The organism is Hymenobacter arizonensis (assembly GCF_900115775.1).
In the GTDB taxonomy this organism is placed as follows: domain Bacteria; phylum Bacteroidota; class Bacteroidia; order Cytophagales; family Hymenobacteraceae; genus Hymenobacter; species Hymenobacter arizonensis.
Map to the genome: position 1 here is coordinate 454,019 of NZ_FOXS01000003.1, position 12,467 is coordinate 466,485.

Consider the following 12,467-nt stretch of genomic DNA (forward strand, 5'->3'; position numbering starts at 1 on the left):
CAGATACGGCCAGCTAGCGGGCCTTGGGTACGGAGCTGGCCTCCACCACTTCCTCGTACACGCGGCGCACTTGCCGGGCGGTTTCGCGCCACGAAAAATGCTGCACCCGCTGCAGGCCCCGGGCCACCAGGGCGGCACGCTCGGTGGGGTCGTTCTGCAAGCGCAGAATCGCGTCGGCAATGGTTTCGGGTTTGAAAGGGTCGACCAGCAGAGCAGCATCGCCGGCCACTTCGGGCATCGACGACGTGTTGCTGGTGATAACCGGCGTGCCGCAGGCCATGGCCTCCAGAATGGGAATGCCGAAGCTCTCGCGCAGCGACGGATAGAGGAATACCTCAGCCAGATTATAAATCAGAGGCAGCTCCTGGTTGGGCACGTAGCCGCACAACTGAATGTGGGCCCGTAGCTCGGGCGCATCCAACTCCCGGAGCAGGGCCGCTAGCGCCGTTTCGGCGTAGTCGAGCATCACCAGCTGAAACGAGAGCTGGCCTTGTTTCTTAAGCAGCGCCAGCGCCTGCAGCACGCCGCGAAGGTTTTTCTTGGGGTCGGTGTTGGCCAGGAAGAAGATAAACCGGTCGGGCAGGGCGTAGCGGGCCTTGGCCGCCGCTAGCGCCGCTTGGTCGGTGATGGGCCGAAACTGCTCGCCGGCGCTGTTGTACACCACCTGCACCTGGCCATCGGGGCCCGGCAGGCGCTGCACTATGCGGGCCTGTTCAAACGCCGACACCGTGAGCACTCGCTCGCAGAGGGGCATCACGCGCGGCACGTTCCAGCGCCGGTACAGGTTGCCGATGCGCTGGTACCAGCTGCCACGCCGCAAGTCCAAGGGCTCCAGGTAAATAATGTCGTGCAGGGTGAGCACCAGCGGCACGCCGGCCCGTAGGGGCGCCGTGTTACTGGTGCAGTGCAGCAGGTGCACGCCCGCTTCGCGGGCTGCGCGCGGCAGCAGCACCTGCTCCCAGTAGGGGTAGGGGCCACCGGGCACCTCCACAATGTGGAAGTTAGGCGTGGCTTTCAGCACGGCGTGGTCCTCGTCGGGCTTCACGAAGATGAAGTACTCGTTGTGCTGGTCGAGCTGCTGAAGGTTCCGAATCAGCTCCAGGGCCACGATGTCCATGCCGTGCTTGTGGGGCCGGAAAAGCCGCTGGGCCTCAATGCCAATTCGCAATGGGCGCCGAGTGGGGGCCACCTGGCCGGGCACAGCCGGTGCTAAATCTGCAGGTGGTGGGGGCAAGGGCGTAGCCATGGGGTATGGTAACTAATGGTAGTACTTAGGCGTGGGCCGGCTGGAACTGTTCCAGGGTAGCATACAGCGCCTTGGCGCTGGCCTCCCAGGTGTGGCTTCTGGCAAAGGCAATGCCTTCGGCTGCCGTGCTGGGGCCTCCTTCGGTGATTGCGCGGTCCAGCATGTGCAGCCAGTCCTCGGGGGTGTGGGCTAGGTACACGTGGTCGGCAAACATCTCCATGGTGCCGGTGGCCGTGGCCACCACGGGCTTGCCCATGGCCAGGTACTCGTCTATCTTAAGCGGGTAATTGCCAACCGTGGCCTCGTTCACCATCTGGGGGTTAATGCAAACATCGGCGTGTTGGAGGTAGGCCGACAGCTGGGTCGGGGCCTTATTGCCCAGGAAGAACACATTGGGCAGGTCGTGGAGCTCGCTGCGCCGGAACACGTCATCTTCTGGGCCTATCAGCACCAGGCTCCAGTCCGGGCGCTTCTTTACAATGTCCACTAGCAAGTCAATGTCCAGCCGGATGGTGGTCAGGAAGCCCGTGTACACGATGCGGGGATGTGGCACCCGGGCCATGTCGGCGGGTTCTTCGTAGTCGGCGTCAGCCTGGTACATTTCCAGCGCGCAGCCCTGGCCAATGTTGAAGCTGTTCGGGTTGTGCTTCAGCGCATATTCGCCCAGGTAGGCCGAGTTGACGGCCACCACATCGGCTTGCTGCAGCAGCTGAGCTTCCACCCACGGGCCGTGCCGCTGGAAGTAGGGCACCGCAATGGTGTAGTCGCGCAGGTAGTAGATGGACAGGCGCGGAGCCAGCAGCTTCTTCAGTTCCAGGCCCTGGAAAATGATGCCGTCCTGCAACAGATAATAGGAATCGAAACCCACCGCTTTGGCTGCCTCGGCAATGCTGGCCGCGAGCTTCTTGCTGTTCCAGCGGTTCAAGCTTTCAAACGCAGACCGCACCGGCAGCCAGTTGATAGACGCCCCGAGGACCTTGGGCGTGAGCACCCACAGGTTGGCCTCGGCTTGCACCACGGCATCCGTTTCGCCCTTCAGCACGCCCAGGTGCCTTTTCACTTCGGGCTGGCTGAAGCCCGAGAGCACCGTGTTCATGTCCAGGGGCATGTTCACGTAGAGCACCCGGTTGTTCTTCGCAAATTCCTTGGCCAGGTTTTTAGCGCTGGTTGCAATGCCAATGTTCCAGTTTTGCTGGCACAGCATGACGATGTTTTGATTTTTCATAGCAGAGCGTGCGGGCCGCCGCATTACTTTTTAGGAGTGGCCTGAAGGCCCTTGCGCCAGCCAATGTATAGGCTGATAAGGGCGGGGATGAAGATGATTTCCCAAGGCATAGCGGTGGGGTTGGGTTAACGGTGGGAGGAGCTTCGGGTGGCCGTTGCCGTGTGCGGAGTGGCCATGAAGGAGGTTTTGGCTTTTCTGATTTGCAGCATGGCCAGCAGCATGGCGCCCAGCGCCACCGGCAAGTGCAGCACGGCCCGCCCTACCTGGCGGGTGTAGAGGCGCGCCGGCAGGGCCAGCAGCAGCGCCGCGGCTGTGCCCGCCAGCAGCGCCAGCCAAAACACCGGCGAGGGGCCCACCGGCCACAGCAATGACAACACCACCAGGAGCCCCAGCAAGCCCAGCAGCAGAATGCGGGGCAACAGCATTGACTGCAGTATCTTATCCACGAAGTCCCAGTTGCCTTTGCCCAACTGGCGTACGCCCTCGCCCAGGTACTTGATGAAGAATTCCTTCTGAGTAGCCAGCCAGCGGGTGCGTTGGTTGGCGAATACTTTGGAGTTGGGAATCTTCTCGTCGTACACGTAGGCTTCGGGCAGGTAAGCTATTTTAACCTTGTCTTTCAGGGCTCTGAAGTCCAACTCCTTGTCTTCGCCCGGCGTGTCGCCAATGTCCTGCAGCAGCTGATGAATGTAGTCGTATTCGAACGCCATGCCCGACCCGATGAGGGCCGACGACAAGCCCAGGCTGGCGTGGCCCTGCCGGAAAATGTGGTTGTTGATTTCCTCGTTGCAGGCGTCGAGCACAGCAAACGGTGAGTCCAGATTTTTGGCCGTGCGGTGGCCCTGCACCACCCGGTAGCCCGCCGCGAAGGCGTTGTTTATCTGGGTCAGAAAGCCGGGGGCCATTTCATTGTCCACGTCCAGAATCACGGCCACGTCATAGGCCTGCGCGGGTAGCTCGTTCAGAGCCGCGAGCAAGGCCTTGCCCTTGGTGCTTTTGGCAAAGCCCACTTCCACCACGCCGGCACCCTGCTGACGCAGCGCCTGCACAGTCACGGGCAGGAGGCCGTCGGCAATGACGTGCACATCGGCCTGACCAGCGTATTGGTGCGCCACGGCCACGGGGGCCGTTTCCGTAATCACGGCATCGGCGCGGTAGGCGGGCATAAGCACGCACATGCGGCGCAGCACACCTGCCGGCGCCGGCGGCAAAACCGGAATGGCCCGATGCCCAGCCACCGAAAAAAACAGCAGATACACTACATTGAACAGCAGGTAAGCGCCCAGCAGGTATAAAATCAGGGTCGGTAAAATGACCAACATATTCAAGGATAATGATTTGTGCTTATATCTGGCACAGTTGTACGCAGTCGTCTGCCCCGCAGTACGGAAAGTATGCCCTTCGGTTCTGTTATTCGATGGTAGAAGAACGGTGCTGAGCCGCGTGGGCCGAGCCTACACCGGCCGCCACGGGCCGGTTGGCTGCGGCCGGCGCCAGGAAAGTATTGTGGTGCACGTTGTGGCCTTGTAAGTGCCAGCCCAACCCGCGCCACAGGGCGCGCAAGTGCGCCCACTGGCCTCGCAAGGCCATAACCAAGCTGTTTTTGGGCACCGATATCAGCAAGTAAAACAAGCAGCCGCTCCAGAAGCGCCAGCCCATGGAGTTGCGCCGGATGTATAGCAGGCGGTTGCGGTTCATGTAGTAGGTGCGCAGCACCGAGCCCTGGCCCACCGACACCGATTCTTTGTGGTAAATGGTGGCGCCGGCTTCGTAGTAGCTCTGGTAGCCCGCCCGCTTTATCATCTCGCACCAGTCCAGCTCCTCGTAGTAGAGGAAGTACAGCGCCGGCATGAGGCCGGCTTTGCGAATGACTTCGGTGGGTACCATCATGGCGGCCCCGTGAATGAGGGAGGTCACGTGCGAGGTATCGTGCTGGCCCTTGTCGGGTTCGAGGTAGCCTTTCACGTGGCCGCGGCCGGTCCAGGGGCTGATGCCGTCGCAGCCCGCGTACTGAATAATGTTGTCGGTACCGTAGAAAATGATTTTCGGCGACGCCACGCCCACTTTGGGGTTGCGCTCAAACACCGAAACCAATGGCTCGAGCAGGTGGGGAACTACTTCGGTATCGTTGTTAATGAACAAGCAATAGTCGCCTTTGGCAGCCTGAATCCCGAGGTTGTTGCCACCGGCAAAGCCCAGGTTCTCGGTCGAGCGGATGAGCTGCACTTCCGGAAATTGCTCCTCAATGACGCCCGGGTCTTCGGTGGGCGAAGCATTGTCTATCACAATCACCTCGAAGTTGGGGTAGGTGAGCTGCCGCAACGAGGCCAACATAGCACAGGTAACCTGGGCCTGGTTGTAGTTAATGGAAATAATAGAAACCAGCGGCCTAAGCATAAACGGCACGAGCTAAAGTGGTAACGGGCTTAGGGGTGTCGAGGGTAGGGCCCAGAAAAATGAATACCCACGACGTATAGAGGAGTAGCGAAGACGGGTACTGATTCATAATCTCGTTGCCGTAGCTGGCCATGAGAATGCCGGCGTAGCCAGCCGTGAGGGCCAGCAGCTTTTGCCGCAGCACGGGGTCGCGGATGCGCCAGACAATGCCCGCGCATTTGCCCAGTATGTAGAGCATGAAGCCGAACCAGACAATGAAGCCGATGATGCCGTAGTGGCCCCAGACCTTCACAAAATAGCTGTCAGGAGCAATTCTGGACAGGAACTTGTCGCGGTTATACAGCTTGCCCCAGTTGCCCATCACGCCCATGCCGCCGCCAAAGGGCCGGGTAGACATATAGTCGCGCAGAATGGCCTGGTTTTCCAGGCGCACCAGCAGCGACGGGTCGTTGGGGTCGAGCGCCGTGCGCATGCGGAACACGTTGGGGTTGGTGTCGCCAATCTTGGTGTACTTCAGCACCCCAAAAGCCCCGGCCGCCAGAAAGCAGCCCAGAATGAGAATGGCCACGCGCTTGCTGAGCACCAGGTACACAAACGCCCCCACCACCAGCACGAAGAAGGCCCCTCGGGTACCGGAAACCAACATGCCGTACAGCATTATCAAAGCCGCCCCGGCCAACAACGCTCGTTTCTGCCAGGAGAAGGGGCCAATGGCCAAAATGCCGCATATCAGCGCCACGTGCGCCATGGACGACCCAAACTGCGCTGCCTCGCTGTAGAATGAGAAAGCCCGCAGCTGCCCCCATATTACGTGGGTTACGGCGCCGCCTCTGTTCAGCCAGAGTTGCTCCATGGCATCCACCCCGTTCACCTTCTGGTTGATGCCGTAAAGCGCGCCAAACACCGATAAGCCGATGATGATGTTGATGAACAGGTCCAGGTCGCGCTTGGTGTTGAAAACCATGAAGCACAGCGGCACCGTCATGAACCAAATCAGGGCGCTGCCCCGCAGCTCAAAAAACCAACCAGTAACGCTGGCGCCCGCCGGGTTGGCAACTTCTATAATGTTGATAATAAACCAAATAACCGTGATGCGGCACAGGTCGTTGTGGATGCGGCGCCAGTCGGGGCGCACCGTTTGATGAAACAGCACGGCCACCCAGGTCAGCACCAGGATAATCTCCATGGCCGTGCCCGCGGGCAGGTCGATGAAGTGCCGGGTGAGGTAGCTCAGCAGGAAGGAATAGACCAAAGCTGAGATGTAGCCAGCCTTCGGATTGTTAAAAATTACAATCAGGAAGGCGACAATCAGCGGCGTAGCCAGTATCAGCGTCGGCACGGCCAGCCCCAGCTGGCCGGAAAGCCACCCGCCCAGCAATGCCACGGCCAATGCCCCGGGCAGCAGCCAGGGGGAATTGAGCACGTTTTGAGCGGGTGTGGGCGTAAATCTCATGAGTAAGCAATCCAGGAACGAGGCGGCAAAGGGTACTGGACCCTAAGCCATTGCCTCTTCGCCGTGGTGCTGCGACACGCCCGACAAAACCACTTCGACCGGCGCCGAGGTAGCAGAGCGGAGCTGCTCCACGGTCTGATGGTCGGTGTGGCGCCAGGCGCGAGTGGCCGGCACGGTAAGGAAAACAAGGTTGAGCTGGCGCAGCAGGCCTACCGGCAACGCTTCTTCGCGCAGGGCCGGGAACTCTACCAGCACCACCTGCACGTCAGGCGAGCTGATTTCTGACATGCGCTTGGGCGTGGCGTGCTGAATGAGCTGGTCGAGCTGCCAGCCTTGCACGGCAGCCGCTTCCGACGGGTAGAACAGCGACGGCGCGTCGGTGCCGGGGTTGGCCCCGTCAGTATCGGGGTACAAGGCCAGGGTTTGCACGCCCATTTCGTGGCAGCGCTGCGAAAGGCCCTGGCATAAAGTGGTTTTGCCTTCCTGGCGCTGCACGCTGAAGATGCCCACCACAAACGGAGGTGGCACCGGCGAGGTGTTGGCTTTGAGCAAAATGTGCCGCACCAATTGGTCGAGGCTGCGTTGCTGCGCGGCTTGCAGCTGCTTGGTAGCAGGCGCGTGCGAGTCCAGTGTCATGCCGGCCACGGGCAACCCAATCTGCCGCATGGCTTCCGATGGGTTCTTCAACGACTTGTCGAGCAGGCCCAGGCCCACAATAGTCCCGGCCACAAACACGAAGCCACCGAGGCCACTCAGCAGCACCATCATCATCAGCTTGTTGCTTTTGGGCTGCGAGGGCAGGTTCGGCGGGTCCACAATCTTCAGGTTGGCCGTGAGGGCGGTGTTTTGCTGAGTAGCCTTGCTTGCGTTCAGGCTGGCCAGCACCGAGAGGTAGGCTTTTTCGGCCAGCTCTATCTCGCGGCCAATGCGCTTGAGGGTTGCGCCCAGAGGAGCCATGCGCTGGTACTCGCGCTCAAACTCCTGCCGGCGGCGGTTCATTACTTCCAGCTTGGCCTTGTTCGACTCCACCAGCACCATGTTTTGCACCCACTCGCCCAGCAGGTCCTTGTTGGGAATGCCTTCGACGGAGCTGCTCTGCACGGCAAGAAGGTCCACGTTGTTCTGGATGGCTTGGGCGGCTTGGTCGGCTTCGGCCTTGAGCTGCTTGGTTTTGTTGGGGTCGTTCTGGCCAAAAAGCTCCTGGTCGGCAATGCTGGCGCTGAGGCGGCTAAGCTTCCGGCGCTGCTCTATCATCTGGGCGCTGCTCATCAACGAGGCCTGGCGGCCACCAAGCTTGCGGTTCACCGCACTGAGGGCGGCCTGTGCACCGGCATACTGCTGGTTCATCTCGGTGAGTTGCCCCGCCAGCGACTCCTTCTGCATGGCCACGTTGTTGGACTGCGACTCGAAGTTGATGATGTTATTCTCGCGGTTAAACGCCAGGTTTTCGGCCTCGGCCTTGTCGAGCCGGTCTTTGGCACGCTTCAGCTCCTCTTCATAGTACTTAATAACCGAGCTGGTCTGGCCTTCGCGCAGGTTGCGGGACTGGTTCAGAAACACCTGGGTCACCAGCGAAAGCGTGGTGCGGGCAAGGTCCGGGTCGTGGCTGTCAAAGTACAGCCGCACCAGGTCGCTGGAGCCAACACGGCTTGCCGAGAGGTCTTTCAGCGCGGCCAGCGAGTATGTGGGGTTGGCCGAGTTCAGCAGCCGCTGCACGGGGTTGCTGTTGTTGGTTTGGGCGTAAGCGCGCACCTTTTCCAGGGTGGCCTCCTGCGTGGGGCCCGTAAGTTGCTGGCGCAGGCGGGCCGGCAGGCTCTCCCGGAGCCCTTCGTAAGTTGGTGAAGCCAGCAACGAGGGCTGCTGGCTGGTTTCCCACAGGTGCTTCGCCAACAGGCTGTAAATCACCTCCTCTTTGGTGGTGCGCGACGTAATCAGGTTGATGAGGTTGTCGAACGCGTTGTTGGTTGTGTTATAGTCCGCCGCCGCATTGCCCGTGAGCGAGTAGCCCGAGGCAATGCCCGTGTAAATGGTGGTGTCGGAGCTATAGGTTTGGGGCAGCTGGCGCGCAAAGAAATAGGTCGAGACACTGAGCACCAGCGGCACCAACAGCAGCAAGACCCATTTCCGCTTCAGCAGCCGGAATATCTCGTACAAACTCATTTACTTGTCATTAAAGTTGAAATTTTAGCGCCAACCACTTCTTCCAGCAGCATAAATGCCGTGTCGTATTGGTTGCGGGCCGACTCCAGGGCCACCGAAGCCGAGGTCAGGCTACTGTTAGCACCGGAAAGCTCCTGCAAGGTCATTTGGCCCTGCCGGAACTGCTTCTCGGCCAGCTGGTAGTTGGTCCGAACGTTTACCAGAGCCTCTTGCTGCAAGGTAAAAACTTTTCGGGCCAGGCGCACGCTTTGGTACATCGGGATAATCTGCTCCCGAATCTGGTTTTCGCGGTCCTGCTGCAGGGCTTCGGTGCGCTGCAGCGCCAACTGCTCGCGCTTGATGTTATTGCCGCGGCTCACGAATTGCCCAAGCGGCAGGTTCAACGAAGCAACGGCCGAGTAGCGCGGCGTATTGCGTATCGCAATTTGGTCAACCCCCAGGTTGCCCACCGCCAGCAGGTTGCCATAGCTGTAGTTGGCACCCACGGCAACGTTGTTAAAGATGGCTTCCTTCGCCAGCGTCACGTTTTGCTTGGCAATGCCCTTTTCCAGCTCCATGGCTTTCATCTGCGCCGAGTGCCGAAGGGCAGCCGCGGTCAGCAGGGGCAGTGCCGTTTCCGGCGAGTCAAAAAAAACGCTTTGCCAGGTCTCGCTAGGCGCGGGTTTTGCCTGGCCAAATGCCAGTGTTGTGTGCAGCGCGAGCAGCAAGCCACTCAAGAGCGTCCTCATCATACGTTTTCCTTCTGAAATAAAGCGGGAATGGTTTTCAAGATGATTTCCAGGTCTTTTTTCATCGAATAGTCCCGTGCGTATTCAATGTCCAAAGCTTTGCGTTCTTCCTCCGACATGTCGCCGCCTTTGCCGCGGCGGCTCACCTGCCACAAGCCCGTGATACCGGCCGGCGCAATAAAGCGCCGGGAGTACTCGTCGGTGAGCAGTTTTTCGGCCTCGTACAGCGGCAGGGGGCGGTTGCCGACCAGCGACATGTCGCCCCGAAGCACGTTGTAGAGCTGCGGAAGCTCGTCGATGCTGGTGTTGCGCATAAACCGGCCCAGGCGCGTAACGCGGGGGTCGTTCACGATTTTGATAAACGCCGGGGCCTCTTCGGCCTTTTTCTGCCAGCGGTACTTCTTCTCACAAATCAGGCGCCCGCGCTGGTCCACCAGCTGCTGTTGGCAGGCGGTGCCGGCGGCGGTGCACGCGTCGCACAGCCCCGCCAGCCCGTTGGCCTCCGGCGCCGTGCTCGACCCGTTGGCCTGGTACTGGTTCAGGTTTTTAATGGAATCCAGCATCTGGTCCGCATCCGAGCGCATCGAGCGCAGCTTCCAGAACTTGAAAACCCGGTAGCCCGCGCCCACGCGGTAGGAATAGTAGAACACCGGCCCGCGCGATTCGAGCTTGATAAGAGCTGCCAGCACCAACAGGATGGGCGAGAGCACCAGCAGCGCCCCACCCGCCACCACCACGTCCATGAGGCGCTTGCTCAGGGGCATGCGCAGGGCGTAGGGGCTGGTGGTGTCTATTTGCACGGGGCGGGCCCGCGCCAGGAAGTGCAGGCGCGTGAGTAGTCGCTCCTGGTCGTCTTGGGCTGAGAATATTTCGCTGCCCGGGCTTTCCAGCAGCACCGTCCGCAGGGCGGGGGCTACCGGCTGCTGCACCACCCACAGTATGGGCTGGGCCACGTGGTTTTGCTCCTTAAGCACGCGCATCAGGCGCAAGCCTAAGCTAGACGCCGCGTCGGCAGCGTTAATTACTGCGGTGAAAGGCATGGGTTGCTGCGCGCAGAGCGCCAGCACTTGTTCGGCAGTCGTTACGACTACCGCTTCCAGTTCCTGCACAAATTCCTGTTGGAAGCGCCGGCCCTCCTGTTCGTCGGGCGTTATGTACAAGACGGGTATTTTACCAGTAGTCAAGCTCATACCCGAATGCGGTTCAGCAGGTTTTGAATGCGCAAACTTAGCTCCTCGGGGTTGAAGGGCTTTACCAGGTAGTCGTCGGCACCCAGCCGCAAGCATAGAATCTTGTTGCTCGTGCTTTCCTTGCCCGACAGAATAATCAGGCCCACATCGCGGTGGCGGCTGCTGGCCCGAATCTGCTTAATGAAGTCCGGCCCGTCCATTACCGGCATGTCGTAATCAGCCACAATGGCGTCGGGGCTGTTGCCTTGCTCCAACCATTGCATGGCCTCCAGCCCGTTAGACTTAACCACAACTTTGTAATCAGCGCCGAAATAATGCTCCAAAATCAAGCAAATTGACGGTTCGTCATCGACTATAAGTAGTGTTTTTTTAATAATGGGCATAGTTTGTTTTCTGTTTTGTGAAAAATCAGAGTTTATATATAGCACAATCGGATACCAATATAAGGTACCCTCATTGCTAACAAGCATACTGCCAAAGGCTGTTTGAGGTTGATTTATCTGCACATAATTTTCATACAAACTACGGTAAAAGCCGCATCGTGGATTCAAAAATTCGCTGATAATTAGTGTATTACATTTAAAACAGTTCTTATTTGAAATAGTGCTTCATTCTGTTTCATTAATTGTAGGTCTAGAGCAATTTGGCCATTCAGAGCATTGCAAGAGGCATTTTTTATTACGCCAGCATTACGCGCAAACAATGGGTTCGGCCGGTTTTAAGGCAGCCTGTGCGCTGAATCGGAGTCCAATAACCTCATCATTATGATTAATGAGAATTTGCGTTTTACTGAGATTTAGTTTTTTGAAAAGACTGATAAGCAAAAAGCATAGTTAGATGCTTTCAACAGCCTTTTTTGCGGTTCAGGAGATATTAAGCTGACTTGGTTGCAAGTGCAGCGCATTGACAGAAGCAGGTGTCACGGTTAAGCGCAGGGCATACCGTAGAATGATTTCATTTCTTAAGTTAGCTACTGCAAACTCAACAGCCTTAAGGCATGAGTAAAACGACCCTGCCCCGGATGGGCTGTTCACGAAAGAACAGCCCATCCGGGGCAGGGCACTTGACTGATTCTGTTGGGCTAACAGGCCCGGATGCGGGTTGGATTGTGAGCTGCTGCTAGTAAGCTCTCGAATGTTATTATATCATTACCGGGTAATAGTAAACCGGGTATTAATGACTTCGTGTTGGGTGATGAGTCGGACGAAGAAGACGCCGTCGGGTAGGCCGTTGGTGTCGAAGGGCACGTGCTGGAGCTCGCCGGCGGGGCGGGTGTCGGCCAGCAGCTGGCGCAGGCGTTGGCCCTGCAGGTTGTAGAGGGCCAGGGTGACGGGGCCGGCCTGGGCCAGGCGGAAGGCCACCGTGGCGCGGCCCCCTTGCCCGGCCACGGGGTTGGGGTACACCGAGGCCGTCGTGCCGGCCTCGGCGGCGGCTACCGTAGCGCTGCTGCCCGTGGCGCTGCTAGTCAGCGAGGCGGTAGAAGCAAAGGGCAGCAGGTTGGCGCCGGGGATGGGCTCTTGGCGGGTGCCGTTGGGCAGGCGCCAGGCCACGGCCAGGTAGCCCGGGCCCCAGCTCTGCTTGTGCAGGGCCTCGACGTAGTAGCGCGTGCCGGCCGTGAGCTGCACCGGGGCCGACTGCTGGCTGGCCATGCGCGTGAAGTCGCGGTTGCCGCTGGTCCAGCCGGCGCAGGAAGCGATGCGGACTTTCTTGGCCGGGTCGTCGCTGGTGCTCAGGAAGAGCTCGGCCGCGTCGTCGCCCACCACCCAGAAGGTGTAGGCCCCGCTCGTGGGCGGGCAGAGGTAGGCGCGGACCCGGGCCCCGTAGTTGAAGCCCGACTGGGCCGGCGCTTCGAAGCTGGCGATGGCCGCCGTGCTGCTCGGCGCGCTGCCGGTGGGGATGTCGCCCACGGCCGAGCCGTTGACGTTGGCCCACACCTGGTACGTGGCGCTACCCGCCCCGCTGCAGCTTGCTGATGTTTGTGCCATGGCGGCTGGCGCCGCCAAGCTTACAGCACCTACAGTGGCGATAATTAGAAGTGAATTTATTATGGCAGGAGCAATTTTTATTA

Annotated in this window: 10 protein-coding genes; all 10 read right to left on the reverse strand. The window is 59.6% G+C overall.

Annotated features, from left to right (window positions below; translation table 11 throughout):
• Nucleotides 1-13: 13 nt before the first annotated feature.
• The 10 genes from BMZ66_RS13535 to BMZ66_RS13580 all read right to left on the reverse strand — a co-directional run bounded on the left by BMZ66_RS13535 (nucleotide 14) and on the right by BMZ66_RS13580 (nucleotide 12,384).
• Nucleotides 14-1,246, reverse strand: a complete 1,233-nt coding sequence (locus tag BMZ66_RS13535) for a glycosyltransferase family 4 protein (protein ID WP_369407595.1) — start codon at nucleotides 1,244-1,246, stop codon at nucleotides 14-16.
• A gap of 25 nt (nucleotides 1,247-1,271) precedes the next feature.
• Nucleotides 1,272-2,471 carry a glycosyltransferase gene (locus BMZ66_RS13540; RefSeq protein WP_177204722.1) on the reverse strand — a complete coding sequence of 400 codons (1,200 nt, stop codon included), beginning with the start codon at nucleotides 2,469-2,471 and terminating at the stop codon, nucleotides 1,272-1,274.
• A 125-nt stretch (nucleotides 2,472-2,596) separates the two neighbouring features.
• On the reverse strand, nucleotides 2,597-3,793 hold the full coding sequence (locus BMZ66_RS13545) for a glycosyltransferase family 2 protein (protein WP_092674128.1): 1,197 nt from the start codon (nucleotides 3,791-3,793) through the stop codon (nucleotides 2,597-2,599).
• A gap of 88 nt (nucleotides 3,794-3,881) precedes the next feature.
• On the reverse strand, nucleotides 3,882-4,868 hold the full coding sequence (locus BMZ66_RS13550) for a glycosyltransferase family 2 protein (protein ID WP_092674132.1): 987 nt from the start codon (nucleotides 4,866-4,868) through the stop codon (nucleotides 3,882-3,884).
• Nucleotides 4,861-6,321: an O-antigen ligase family protein gene (locus BMZ66_RS13555; RefSeq protein ID WP_092674135.1), complete on the reverse strand. Its 1,461-nt coding sequence runs from the start codon at nucleotides 6,319-6,321 to the stop codon at nucleotides 4,861-4,863. Before BMZ66_RS13555 ends, BMZ66_RS13550 begins: the two co-directional genes overlap by 8 nt.
• 42 nt (nucleotides 6,322-6,363) lie before the next feature.
• Nucleotides 6,364-8,481: a GumC family protein gene (locus tag BMZ66_RS13560; RefSeq protein ID WP_092674138.1), complete on the reverse strand. Its 2,118-nt coding sequence runs from the start codon at nucleotides 8,479-8,481 to the stop codon at nucleotides 6,364-6,366.
• Complete coding sequence (locus tag BMZ66_RS13565) at nucleotides 8,478-9,212, reverse strand: TolC family protein (RefSeq protein WP_092674141.1); 735 nt, start codon at nucleotides 9,210-9,212, stop codon at nucleotides 8,478-8,480. The genes BMZ66_RS13560 and BMZ66_RS13565 overlap by 4 nt, the downstream gene beginning before the upstream one ends.
• A complete protein-coding gene (locus BMZ66_RS26360) occupies nucleotides 9,209-10,399 on the reverse strand; it encodes a sugar transferase (RefSeq protein WP_092674145.1) in 1,191 nt (396 codons plus the stop codon). Before BMZ66_RS26360 ends, BMZ66_RS13565 begins: the two co-directional genes overlap by 4 nt.
• Complete coding sequence (locus BMZ66_RS13575) at nucleotides 10,396-10,869, reverse strand: response regulator transcription factor (protein WP_369407598.1); 474 nt, start codon at nucleotides 10,867-10,869, stop codon at nucleotides 10,396-10,398. The genes BMZ66_RS26360 and BMZ66_RS13575 overlap by 4 nt, the downstream gene beginning before the upstream one ends.
• Before the next feature lie 678 nt (nucleotides 10,870-11,547).
• Entirely contained in the window at nucleotides 11,548-12,384 is an 837-nt protein-coding gene (locus tag BMZ66_RS13580) for a PA14 domain-containing protein (RefSeq protein WP_177204724.1), read from the reverse strand.
• Between the last annotated feature and the right edge of the window lie 83 nt (nucleotides 12,385-12,467).

Bases quoted from the DNA above. Each gene is read 5' to 3' on its own strand.
- BMZ66_RS13575 (WP_369407598.1), bottom strand. From the start codon at position 10,869: ATGCTTGTTAGCAATGAGGGTACCTTATATTGGTATCCGATTGTGCTA.
- BMZ66_RS13535 (WP_369407595.1), bottom strand. From the start codon at position 1,246: ATGGCTACGCCCTTGCCCCCACCACCTGCAGATTTAGCACCGGCTGTG.
- BMZ66_RS13550 (WP_092674132.1), bottom strand. From the start codon at position 4,868: ATGCTTAGGCCGCTGGTTTCTATTATTTCCATTAACTACAACCAGGCC.
- BMZ66_RS13565 (WP_092674141.1), bottom strand. From the start codon at position 9,212: ATGATGAGGACGCTCTTGAGTGGCTTGCTGCTCGCGCTGCACACAACA.
- BMZ66_RS13545 (WP_092674128.1), bottom strand. From the start codon at position 3,793: ATGTTGGTCATTTTACCGACCCTGATTTTATACCTGCTGGGCGCTTAC.
- BMZ66_RS13540 (WP_177204722.1), bottom strand. From the start codon at position 2,471: ATGAAAAATCAAAACATCGTCATGCTGTGCCAGCAAAACTGGAACATT.
- BMZ66_RS13555 (WP_092674135.1), bottom strand. From the start codon at position 6,321: ATGAGATTTACGCCCACACCCGCTCAAAACGTGCTCAATTCCCCCTGG.
- BMZ66_RS26360 (WP_092674145.1), bottom strand. From the start codon at position 10,399: ATGAGCTTGACTACTGGTAAAATACCCGTCTTGTACATAACGCCCGAC.
- BMZ66_RS13580 (WP_177204724.1), bottom strand. From the start codon at position 12,384: ATGGCACAAACATCAGCAAGCTGCAGCGGGGCGGGTAGCGCCACGTAC.
- BMZ66_RS13560 (WP_092674138.1), bottom strand. From the start codon at position 8,481: ATGAGTTTGTACGAGATATTCCGGCTGCTGAAGCGGAAATGGGTCTTG.